Origin of the sequence: Paenibacillus sp. An7 (assembly GCF_009870785.1) — a bacterium.
GTDB lineage: Bacteria > Bacillota > Bacilli > Paenibacillales > Paenibacillaceae > Paenibacillus.
The window spans coordinates 1-11,430 of the sequence record NZ_WTWX01000028.1 but is presented as its reverse complement, the minus strand read 5'-3'; the positions used below and the strand labels follow the sequence as shown (position 1 = coordinate 11,430).

13 protein-coding genes are annotated in these 11,430 nt (G+C 43.7%); all 13 read left to right on the top strand.

Annotated features, from left to right (window positions below; all coding sequences use genetic code 11):
- Nucleotides 1-8: 8 nt before the first annotated feature.
- The 13 genes from apeE to GQY27_RS19285 all read left to right on the top strand — a co-directional run bounded on the left by apeE (nucleotide 9) and on the right by GQY27_RS19285 (nucleotide 11,193).
- A complete protein-coding gene (gene apeE, locus GQY27_RS19345; RefSeq protein WP_160036900.1) occupies nucleotides 9-293 on the top strand; it encodes an ApeE family acyl carrier protein in 285 nt (94 codons plus the stop codon).
- Between the two features lie 91 nt (nucleotides 294-384).
- Entirely contained in the window at nucleotides 385-1,902 is a 1,518-nt protein-coding gene (locus GQY27_RS19340) for a phytoene desaturase family protein (protein WP_160036899.1), read from the top strand.
- Entirely contained in the window at nucleotides 1,899-2,642 is a 744-nt protein-coding gene (locus tag GQY27_RS19335) for an SDR family NAD(P)-dependent oxidoreductase (protein ID WP_160036898.1), read from the top strand. The genes GQY27_RS19340 and GQY27_RS19335 overlap by 4 nt, the downstream gene beginning before the upstream one ends.
- A gap of 11 nt (nucleotides 2,643-2,653) precedes the next feature.
- Complete coding sequence (locus tag GQY27_RS19330) at nucleotides 2,654-3,391, top strand: SDR family NAD(P)-dependent oxidoreductase (RefSeq protein WP_160036897.1); 738 nt, start codon at nucleotides 2,654-2,656, stop codon at nucleotides 3,389-3,391.
- A 33-nt stretch (nucleotides 3,392-3,424) separates the two neighbouring features.
- Nucleotides 3,425-4,456 (top strand): ketoacyl-ACP synthase III, encoded by a 1,032-nt coding sequence (locus GQY27_RS19325; protein WP_236570663.1) that lies wholly within the window; start codon nucleotides 3,425-3,427, stop codon nucleotides 4,454-4,456.
- Nucleotides 4,457-4,459: 3 nt separating this feature from the next.
- Nucleotides 4,460-6,361 carry an HAD-IIIC family phosphatase gene (locus tag GQY27_RS19320; RefSeq protein WP_160036896.1) on the top strand — a complete coding sequence of 634 codons (1,902 nt, stop codon included), beginning with the start codon at nucleotides 4,460-4,462 and terminating at the stop codon, nucleotides 6,359-6,361.
- Nucleotides 6,358-6,594 carry an acyl carrier protein gene (locus GQY27_RS19315; RefSeq protein ID WP_160036895.1) on the top strand — a complete coding sequence of 79 codons (237 nt, stop codon included), beginning with the start codon at nucleotides 6,358-6,360 and terminating at the stop codon, nucleotides 6,592-6,594. Before GQY27_RS19320 ends, GQY27_RS19315 begins: the two co-directional genes overlap by 4 nt.
- A complete protein-coding gene (locus GQY27_RS19310; RefSeq protein WP_160036894.1) occupies nucleotides 6,591-7,421 on the top strand; it encodes a 2-oxo acid dehydrogenase subunit E2 in 831 nt (276 codons plus the stop codon). Before GQY27_RS19315 ends, GQY27_RS19310 begins: the two co-directional genes overlap by 4 nt.
- On the top strand, nucleotides 7,405-8,946 hold the full coding sequence (locus GQY27_RS19305) for a phytoene desaturase family protein (RefSeq protein WP_160036893.1): 1,542 nt from the start codon (nucleotides 7,405-7,407) through the stop codon (nucleotides 8,944-8,946). The genes GQY27_RS19310 and GQY27_RS19305 overlap by 17 nt, the downstream gene beginning before the upstream one ends.
- Nucleotides 8,943-9,740: an enoyl-CoA hydratase/isomerase family protein gene (locus tag GQY27_RS19300; protein ID WP_160036892.1), complete on the top strand. Its 798-nt coding sequence runs from the start codon at nucleotides 8,943-8,945 to the stop codon at nucleotides 9,738-9,740. The genes GQY27_RS19305 and GQY27_RS19300 overlap by 4 nt, the downstream gene beginning before the upstream one ends.
- Nucleotides 9,741-9,756: 16 nt before the next feature.
- A complete protein-coding gene (locus GQY27_RS19295) occupies nucleotides 9,757-10,227 on the top strand; it encodes a 3-hydroxyacyl-ACP dehydratase FabZ family protein (protein ID WP_160036891.1) in 471 nt (156 codons plus the stop codon).
- Nucleotides 10,227-10,619 carry a holo-ACP synthase gene (acpS, locus tag GQY27_RS19290; RefSeq protein ID WP_160036890.1) on the top strand — a complete coding sequence of 131 codons (393 nt, stop codon included), beginning with the start codon at nucleotides 10,227-10,229 and terminating at the stop codon, nucleotides 10,617-10,619. Before GQY27_RS19295 ends, acpS begins: the two co-directional genes overlap by 1 nt.
- A gap of 337 nt (nucleotides 10,620-10,956) precedes the next feature.
- Nucleotides 10,957-11,193, top strand: coding sequence for a hypothetical protein (locus tag GQY27_RS19285; RefSeq protein WP_160036889.1), 237 nt, complete (start codon nucleotides 10,957-10,959; stop codon nucleotides 11,191-11,193).
- Nucleotides 11,194-11,430 lie beyond the last annotated feature (237 nt).

Sequence of the window (11,430 nt, the reverse complement as noted above, 5' to 3'; positions counted from 1 at the left end):
AGAACAAAATGAAATCATTAAATGAGATTAAACAAATTATTAAGCAGAATATTTTGATTGACCGATTGGATCTCGAGGACATCACAGCAGAGGACATTCAAGATAACGATCCATTGTTTGGTGAGGGACTTGGACTTGATTCAGTTGAAGCTCTTGATGTTGTAGCTGGTATAGAATCGGAATTTGGTGTCAAGCTGCAAGGAATGGATCAAGAAGCAATCCGGAAGCATTTTCATTCGGTAGAAGCCTTGTCCCAATTTGTTTCTGAACAATTATCCACTGCCGTAAACTAATGATTGTCGTGCAGCCAGCGACTGTTATTATCATAGACCTTCGCTGGTTGCACTTTTTTTAAAATGTGGATCAACTGGAGGAAGAACGAAAATGAAATGCGTTACGATTATCGGTGCGGGTCTAGGTGGCTTGGTCAGTGGTGCTATGTTAGCGAAGTCTGGATTCAAGGTTCGGGTATTGGAACAGCATATTATCCCCGGCGGCTATGCTACCTCGTTCAAAAGACGTGTTAGAGGATTGTCTAGACCCGCTGAGTTCGAGGTATCTTTGCATCTAATGGGTGATCTTGGTGAAGGTGGTGCTTTACGTGAGGTATTCGAAGAGTTGGGATTGATGGACCGTGTACCCTTTATCCGAGCTGAGAGTTTGTATCGGACGGTTCTACCGGGAGTTGATATTCGAGTGGATTCGCTAGCGAATTACCAGCATGACCTAGAGTCTAGATTTCCTGAGGAAAAACAAGGTCTACAAACTTTATTTGACTTGTTCATCCAGCTCCGGACGGAGATCATCCAGATGATGAAGAAGACAAACATGGGGGAGTCGAATGATCTACTTCAGGATGGCCCAGGAGTGTTTGCCTATAACCACTTGTCATTGCAACAGGTATTGGACCAATATCTCAGTAGCCCTGAACTCAAATCGATAGTTGCTCAGCAGTGGCAATACTACGGACTTCCCCCATCTCAAATATCCGTTGTTTATTATGCTTACGCATGGACGGAATATATGTTGCACGGAGGTTACTATCCGGAAGGAAGGTCCCAGCAAATTTCTAATGCGCTTGTGCAAATTATTCGTGAGCACGGGGGAGAGGTGTTGATGCGTCAACATGTCACTCAAATTCAGGTGGAACAGGGATCAGTAACACGCGTTATGACGAAGAAGGCAGAGTACGAAAGCGACCTGGTTATCTCTAATGCCGACCCAATACAAACCTTTGGCAAGTTTGTAGGATATGAACTATTGCCGCGCCGATATGTGAAAAAGCTGAACTCACTTAAACCAAGCCTAGCCTGTGTACAAGCATATTTGCTGCTTGATGTCGACTTCTCAACTGTTTTTGGAGAGAAGGATCATGAGATATTTATCAACGAATATTTCGATCTTGAGCGGGCTTATGAAGAAGTGCTCGAAGAGAAATATGATACAACTCCGTTTAGCATTACGGTATATGAAAATCTCAATTCGAGCTATCAGGCTAGCGGAAAAACAACAATTTCTCTCTTTATGCTAAGTCGGTATGAGGCGTGGAGTGAATTGAACGAACAAGACTATAAGGAGAAAAAAGAAGCGGTTACGCAGAGTCTGCTACATAGACTAGAACGGGTATATCCCGGTGTGAGCGAACATATCGAGTACGTCGAGTTATCCACTCCATGTACTAACCATTCGTATACAAGCAACAATAATGGTGCTATTTATGGTGCTCAACAGTCGGTTGACCAATGTTTGCACCGTAGACTAAAACAGACGACTCCCATTGATGGTCTTTACTTGGTTGGTGCATGGACCCAGCCTGGAGGAGGTTACAGTGGAGTTATATGGAGTGGATATAATTTAGCTAAGCAACTTATGCTCCGTTACAAAGAGGTGGTTACGACATGATAATGAAAGATCGGGTAGCTATAATAACTGGTGCTACACGCGGGATTGGCAAGTCAATTCTGTATCGGTTTGCAGAAGAAGGCGCTATCGTCGTGGGGGTTTACGCCAATAGCGAGCAACGGGCGCAAGAGATTCAGGAGGACTTGAACAGCAAAGGTACCAAGGTTTCCTTCTATAAGGGTTCAATCACGGATCGGAATTTCATTCGTCAAATGATGGAGCAGGTCGTAACGGAATACGGTCGCATTGATGTTCTTGTAAATAATGCCGGTATTCTGGCGGACAACTTCACCTCACAGATGACATTTGATGACTGGAGCCGTGTGTATCGTACGAACTTTGAGGGGACCTACAACTGTTCTTTAGAAGCTATCCCTTACATGGAACGCCAATTAGGAGGCAAGATTGTTAATGTCATCTCAGTAACAGGGGTACTTGGCCGGGAGTCTCAAACGAATTATGGAGCGTCCAAGGGCTCAATTATTGGCCTCACACGGATGCTGGCGCGTCGCTACGCAACTAAGGGCATCTATGTAAACGCAATAGCTCCCGGGATGATTAACACAGAGATGATTGAGCATGTCCCTCAGGCAAAGCTGGATAATTTCCTACTGCATACCGATCTGAAGCGATTGGGTGAGCCGAAAGAGGTTGCAGATTCGGTGCTTTTTTTATCTGGAACGATGTCTGACTACATTGCTGGAAGTGTGTTGAAGGTGGATGGAGGCTTTATTCGATAGGAGGCAGCAGCATGAGCAAAGCAATATTGATAACCAATGGACAGCATGCCCTTAACCAGACGATAGCTACCAAGCTTCTGGAAGGTGGGTACCGGGTTATGTTGCATCTAGAAACAGAAGAACAGTCGAAGCGGTACATCGAGTCTTTGCCTGCCGAAAGCGTAGCTCAGCTCTATCTATCCTGTGTTGAGCTGGCTAATGAACAAAGCTATGTACAAGTAGTAGACGATGCGTTGTTGGTAATGGGTAGCTTAGACGTAATTATACACGGAAATGAATTGCTTGAAGAAGAGAAACTGTTGATTGAGAGTCCCGATGAACTTGGGGGAGCAGTATCGACGGTATTTGATCGGATTTTCTTGTGGAATAAGGCCGCGGTCAGCTACATGATGAAACGGAAATCAGGTAAGGTGTTGTTTCCGATTGTATATGACACGTTATATTATGATCAATATCCAAGTTCACCGATCTTAAATCACGGGAAAATTTCTTTAATGAAAAGTTTGTCCCGTGAATGCAGTGCATTTCGCATTGACGTCAACGTAATGACATTTGGATATCATGATGCCGACTTTGACAAGGCTGAGAAGAAGGAGAAACAGCGAATGCTTGAGATTTACGGTCTAAAGCCCGTCTTAAAGCCGCTATCCGAGATGGTCGGTATGCTGAATTTTCTTATCGATGCTCCTAGCAGTTTAATTGGGGGCCAAAATATTGAGATTGGTATCGGTGTAGAAACCAATATGTAGTTCTACACCTCGTTTTCAGAAGGAGGAACGCTTGTGCAATCTGTGAAACTAATTGGTATCGGTACTTCACTTCCGGGCAATCCGGTTACGAATGCCAAAATGGAGGAAGTATTTGGGCTCCGGGAAGATTGGATCGATCTCATGATTGGGACGAAGACCCGGCACTTTGCAGTCGATATTGATGAGAAAATCGTGAAATATGATCTAAGTGATCTTGCTTATGAAGCAGCCCATAAAGCTGTTCTGAGTGCAGGTATTAGTGTTGATAAGATCGATTTGGTCGTGATGTCTACTGCGACACCGGACCATTTGATGCCGGCAACCGTCAATCTCGTCGCTGACCGACTAGGCATGAATGGCATTGCCACATATGAGGTGCAGGCTGGGTGCTCTGGAGCGATTCAGGGATTGGAGATTGCCTATCGCTTCTTGACGACTGGTATGTTCGCCAATGCTTTGGTCATCGGGGGCGACGTATGCAACAAATATATGAGTTTCGACCGTGATTTCAAAAAAATGCGTTCCTCAGAGCTGATCAATCTTGCTTTGTTCGGCGATGGTGCAGGAGCTGCTATTCTCTCTACGAATGACAATTGCGAGGGAATCAAAATTCATCACATCGTCAATCGCTTCGAGGGTCTTAACCGCAAGCCAGGTCAAATAATGAACTGGTTTGGCACGCAAGAGCGTCCGGAGAATGCGAAAAGGTTGCAGTCCGCCAAGGAGGACTATAAGGCAATCGAGAGAGATGTTCCAGTAATGGCCAAGGAAATGTTAGACGAGCTACTGGAGCAACTAGATTGCTCTGTGGAGCAGGTCGAGCATTATTTACCCCCGCAGTTAGGCGGGCATATGACGGATAAGATAGTACAATCTCTTGGTCTTGACCCGGATAAATCTATCAATTGTGTAGCGAATACGGGTAACAACGGTAATGCACTTCCTTATCTTCAGCTTGAGCGCCTATTTGCTCAGATGAAGCCTGGAGAGAAAGCAGTATGTGTCGCTATTGAATCGTCTAAATGGATTAAAACAGGTCTATCTTTAGTAAAAGAGGACTCATAGGTTATGGATAACAAGGAGCACATCCATAATATACGCCGCTGGAAAAATGAAGGTTGTCTCGGGGAGAAACGAGCCTCTATCGTTAGCTCGATTCAGGCCAATCGGAACGCTCTATTGTGTGAGAAGATAGGTTATACTCTCAAAAATGCAGCTCTTGATGACTGGAAATCCGTTAAGGAACAGCCCATAAAGCTGTTGAAGGTGGCTCTACTCAGCAACTTTACGAGTAATGCGTATCCGCATATGCTTCGTTCGCTCTTATTAAGTGAGGGGATGTGGCCGGAGGTATACACCGCAGGCTATAACCAATATGTATACGATCTTATGATGCCCGAAAGTGGTCTATATGAATTTGCTCCACAGTTAACTTTATGTTTGCTCGATGAGCATACGATTCTTGATGAGATGTCTCGTGATTGGGACGTGCAGGAGCTTGAACTTGCTTGCGAAAGAAAACTTGATCAATTGGAGCAGCTCGTAAGTACATTTCAGCAAAAAGGGACAGGGGTTCTTGTGTTAAACACAATTCCGATGTCGACTGATATGTACAACACGAAGATTGATTATAAGACGAAAGCGCAGCTAAGTCGCGCTTGGCGTTCATTTAACATGGGTTTGTTAAATCTATCATCTAAGTGGAGTCTAGTAATCACGTTAGATACTGAAGTGCTGATGCAGGAGAACAAGGTAGGTTCTTTGAGGGATCCCCGACTAATGTATAATGGGAGCTTTCACTTTAGCCAAGAGTTGCTGTTCGCCTTTGCTTTGGAAAGTGTCAAGATCGCTCGTTCCCTCTTGGGATTGAATAAGAAGTGTCTTGTCCTAGACCTTGATAACACACTTTGGGGCGGCATAGTCGGCGATGACGGCGTGAACGGCGTACAGCTGGGAGATACCATAACAGGGAACATATTCGTAGATTTTCAGAAGACCCTTAAACAGTTGAAGAATCAAGGTGTACTCCTGTCTATCAGTAGTAAGAATGAGGAGAAGGTCGTCCGAGAGATGTTTGAACAGCATCCCCATATGCAGCTGACATTGGATGATGTCGTGATGCTACGCGCCAATTGGAATCCGAAGCATGACAACATCAAAGCGATCGCCGAAGCATTGAACATTGGTATCGATAGTCTAGTGTTTATTGATGACAATCCATTTGAGCGGAGTCTAATTCGTCAAACTCTCCCAGAAGTTGTTGTACCTGAGCTACGTCAGGATCCTTCTTATTACAAAGAGGATGTTTTGTCCTTAGGTTGGTTCAACACGATCAAGCTAACGACGACCGATGTGGAGCGAACTGATCAGTACCGAACAGAAGTGGAGCGCAAGCAGTTAAAGCAGGAAAGTAGTTCTATTGAAGATTACTTGCGCTCGCTGGATATTAGGGTGAATCTGTTGTCTGCTAATGATTTTCATTTGCCAAGGTTGGCTCAGTTGATAACAAGAACCAATCAATTCAATATGACGACACGTCGATATCAAGAATCGGAATTGAGGCAGTTAGAGATTAATGAACAATACTGGGTATTTGGTTTTCGGTCTCAGGACCGCTTCGGGGATTACGGGATGATTGGTGCGGTTATTGTCGAGATGTCAGCTCGGACTTGGCGTATCGACAATTTCTTGATGAGCTGTAGAGTATTTTCCCGAGACATTGAAACTGCAGTCCTTCGGCATGTGTTATGGAAAGCCAAGGAAGTGGGTGTGCAAGAGGTTCACGCAGAGTACATACCTACTGCGAAGAACGTGATTGTAAGGGACTTTTATGCAGAGCATGGTTTCGAGCTGGCATTGTCTGATAAAGATGAACATGCTCATTCGCTTTATGTCCATCGACTAGAGAGAATTCCGAATCAGGTGGAATGGGTTCAAATGATGACTGGGGAGGAAGCAAAAGCTCTATGATCAAACTATCAGAGACTAAAAGAATTGTAGCAGAAGTACTCGGTATAGATGAAGATATACTGCATGACGATATTATGCTAGAGGAGCTCGAAGATTGGGATTCCGTCAATGCTGTACGACTGATTTTGAACATGGAATCCGAGCTTGGTGTGAGACTCTCAGTTGAGCAGGTGATAAAAGCGAGGAGTCTTCATGACATACAGTCTGCAGCATCTGAGGAGGCTGTTTCATGAAATCATCCTCAGGCAAGGTTGAAATTTTTCCTCTGCCGAAGGTTAGAAGGCATACCTACCACTTTCTACAATATGCTGAGCAGTTCAGGTCGGTATATATAGATACAGAGATTGATATGACAGCAGTATTGCGACGGAAGAACGAATGTCAGTTGGAAAGTCGACGTATTGGTTATACGTCGTATCTGATCCATGCGATAGCTCGCGTACTACGCCGCTACCCAGAGGCCAATGTTAGTGTCAATGGTGGATGGTTTCCAAAAATGGCACAGTACTCTGATATCACAGCTAAATTTACTATAGATAAGATTAGAGATGGTAGAAGGATTGTGCTTTCTGGTATGATTCCGGATGCGGATCAAAGATCACTTAGCGAAATGCAGATGGTCATTGACTATTATAAGGACAGACAATTGGAGGATATTCCTGAGCTTACCAGCATTCGCAAGCTTCAATCACTACCGATCTTACTTGGACGAATTATTTACCGCTTGGTAATGGGTAGTCTAGGTAAACGCAACGAACTTACCGGTGCTTTTGTAGTCACATCGCTCGGTCATCGGCCGATTCAATCATTTTTTCCAATCATAAGTAACACACTTTGTTTCGGGGTAGGAACTATAGAGGAGAAACCTGTCGTTTTCGCAGGTGAAGTCAGAATTCGCCCAATTATGAAATTAAGTCTTGCCTTTGACCATCGGGCTATAGATGGTGCGCTCGCAGCGGATATTCTTGCAGAGGTGAAGCAAGCTCTGGAGTCTGACTCAGAAACATTTGTAAAGCAAGTTGAGGAGAAAGAGGTGAGTTACGTTGGCGCGTCGACCTAAAAAAGACAAGTATGACGTGGTGGTTATTGGTGCGGGTATGGGAGGATTGGGAGCGGCGGTATATCTGGCGCAGAAAGGATACTCTGTGCTCGTCGCAGAGAAGCACTTGTATGCTGGAGGCTATGCTCATTCGTTCAGTAGGCACAAATATACCTTCGATGCTGCTGTTCGTATTGTGGCCGGAGCGGATAATAAGCAAGGTTTGCTATATGAGTTGCTGAGTAAGGCAGGTTTGCAGGATAAGTTGCCATTTATCCAATTGCCGGAAATTTTCACGGCTGTTTATCCCGAGCATCGGTTTACGGTGCCCAGAGAAGTAGATGGGCTAATCGAGACATACAGCCGTCTCTTCCCAAATCAACGAAAGGGCATTAAGACATTGGTTCATGAGATGCAGCAAATTTACAATGCGACGATTGAACTGCTCCATGCTAGGGATCCATTTCATGTCATGTCCAACCAAGTTATTATGAAATATCGCTTCTTGACTTTTCATGAATTGATGCAGCAGCATCTGACGGATGAGAAGGCCATATTCACCTTTGCTGCTTTGTGGAGCTACTATGGTGCACCGCCTACCCAAGGAAGCGCATTGTACTTTGCTTATGCTATTATGAGCTATTTCAATGAAGATATTTATTATCTCAAAGGGAGTTTCCAAAAGCTGGCAGATGCACTTGTGACACGAATTGAGGAGTTCGGCGGAGAAGTTTGTCTGCGCAATGAAGTGAAGAAGGTTGTTGTCGAGGATAAGCAGGCTAAGGGAATTGTACTGCAAACTGGAGAATACATCGAGGCGCCGATTGTGATCTGCAATGGTGATCTGAAGAAGATGGTACATGGACTTGTTGGCGAGGAGCACTTTCCAACCCGATATATAAAGAAACTTGCAGATATGACTGTTTCCATGTCCGCATTTGAAGTGTTTATTGGTACTGATCTGCCGCTGGAGTCATATGAAATGGCGCATGAGACGTTCATTTATCAGAACTATGACTACTCGAAGACATACGATCAGCATATGCGTTTAAAGCAGACTGGCTCCGCCGGTTTGAGCGGCCTTGCTATCTCCTGTCCGACGCTTGTTGACCCGAGTCTTGCTCCGCAAGGCAAGCATACGGCTATTCTGACCACTCTTGTGCCTTACGACATTGGAGCAGATTGGAAAGAAGAAAAACCAAAGTATCAGGAAGCGTTGATCAAAATGGCGGAAAAAGTAATTCCTGACCTTGGACGTCATCTTGATTTTGTGGAGGCTGGTACACCACTTACAATGGAGCGCTATACTAACAATAGCCAAGGAGCTACCTATGGCTGGGAGCAGAATATGAAACAGATGACTTCACGTCCACAGCACGGAACTCCGATTTCTGGTTTATATCTCTCCGGACACTGGACAGATCCAGGTGGTGGTGTTGTATCTGCTCTACTGTCTGGATACAAACTCTATCATAAAATTATTGGTGAGGCTGACTCCTCACAGGAACTCACAAAATTATCCATTCAGGCAGGTGATCGTATATGAGCTCCAATCTCATGAGCTGTGTACAAGTCAGAATGAATGAAGGCGTGCATTATATTGAGCTTAATAATCCGGCAACTAAGAATAGTCTTGATCTGGAGATGGCATCTGGACTATTACATGCTGTAAGAGAAGCAAACCAAGATTCGAGCTGCTTCGCTATCGTATTCCTTTCTACAGCGAGGGCTTTTTTCTCCACAGGTCCTTCTCTGCAGGAACTCATCGAGCTATCAACCTGTCCAGAAGGATCTGAATTGCTGAGTGAAGTGGTTGAGAAACTGAATGAAATCATTCTAGAAATTTACGAATCGCCGAAGCTGACCGTCGCTGCATTTCATGGATATGCATACGGAGGTGGCTTTAATTTGTTGCTTGCTTGTGATTATCGAATTGCTGAGGAGAAGACAAAATTCATTGAAAGCTTTCATTATATGGGTTTTACGCCAGACTTGAGTGCAAGCTATTTTCTCCCCCGATACATCGGCTTAACCCGTTCAATGGAGCTGTTGCTCACAGGGAGGATGTTCACGGCTCGAGAAGTTGCTGACTGGGGATTGTTTCATCAGGTTGTAGAGAAGCGGGCAGTTATGCTCGAGCAGGTTGAAACGTTGTGCCGTCAAGTATCGCAGGGAGAAGGAAGAAACCTAAAACGTATGAAGGAACTACTTCGCTCGTCTTACTGTTCCACGCTGGAGGAGCATCTGGACAAGGAACGAAGGTACTTGATTGATTGTCTTAAGTACCCAGAAATCACGAATCGTTTGAAAAATATTAGTAATTTATCGCTTAATAACTGATGAGGGGATATAGATCATGACATTATTGGAAAAAGCCAAGCCAAGTATAATGGATTTGCTTCCGCATGATATTTTAAAACAAGCTCCTCCATTTCTATTTATAGACAAAATTTTTCGCTTTGATGGCGTTGAGTTGGAATGTGTTAAGCATCTTGCATACAATGAACCTTACTTTGCCGGACATTTCCCAGGGGATGCGATCGTTCCTGGTGTACTTATGATTGAAATGGCTGCCCAAGCCAGCATGATCTTGTCTATTGCCCTAGAGGATTCCACCATCAACAAGCCTAGAATCGGATATCTGGTACGTACGCAGGACTTTCGTTTTTATACACCAGGCCGTCCGGGAGATAGTCTACATATTATCGTAAAGATGAAAGAACGAGTCGGCAATTATCACACAACGAAGATACAAATTGTGAATGGACAGACTCGAACGAAAATAGCTAAGGGCGAGCTGATCTTCTTCTTACCTGAGGAAGCCTAATGCTGGTAGGCATAGGAATGGATCTGGTCGATATCGAGCGAATAGAAGCCATCATAAATCGAAGTGAAGATTCCTTCCTTCGGCTATTACTCTCTCCGAAGGAACTCAGCATCTACGACCAACTTAAATCGTCAAAGCGGAAGACTGAATGGTTAGCCGGTCGATTTGCTGCGAAAGAGGCTGCCTCCAAAGCATTTGGAACTGGGCTGACGGGAATTGTTACACCGGACTGTCTCGAGATTTTACCAGATGTTCAGGGAAGGCCGGAGCTATTGTTTCCTGATGCGCTGGCAAGATCGTTTTGCGCACCTCTCCGTTCCCATTTAACAATTACACATACGAAGTATACAGCAGCATCAATTGTGATTTTGGAAACAGTAGAACCCGGCTAGTTATGTGGTGATGAAGAAGCTACTCATGGATTTATAAAAATATCTTTCATATCAAGTCAATTAGAGAATTGGAGTCGGTAAAATTCTTATCTATTTCAATCAATTTATACCTAAATAAACGGGATGCTAGAGAGAAAGAAAGCGATCCGGACATACAATAGAGTTACTGACATTGAGGGTAGAGCATACCCAACAAAGTTTAATAAAAAGCAAGGGCATTTATGAGCCCTTGCTTTTTTGTTTCGCTTTCTTTTGTACTTTGAGTTTATTTTTATGAGAAAAATCCTGGAGATGTTAGGCGACTGATGCTAGCAGGCTCTAAGGCGGAAAGAAGGATTTGATAGGAAATGCTGCAGATATATTAGGAATCAGTTCAGGAGTTGCAGCAGTCGTTACTTGGTTCAATTCTAGAAAATATGCAAATAAAACAAGTAAAACTCTTGAAATCGTAAAGAATTATAGAAAAGTTGAGATATATACAGAAGTTAATAACAAATTAGAACAAATTAAATCTGAAATTAGAAAGATAGGTACTGATGGCAGGCTAACGTCCAAAAAAGATACAAAGAATTAGATGGTGAAATTATTCAATCAATTCCCTCGAAAAATAAAAATTTGATTAATGACATGAGGGAAGTTGAAAGAGTTTTTAGAATACATGGTGATAAGAATGAGAAATTGGTAGATAAAAAGCAATATTCTGTCTTAGACTCAATAGATATTGTATCTAGGTCTTAAAGGCTTAATGGAAGAGTTAAGGTAGCGTCAAGAATTTTGTGTAAATGAAAATATCCTCTTCTTGTAGAAAGTA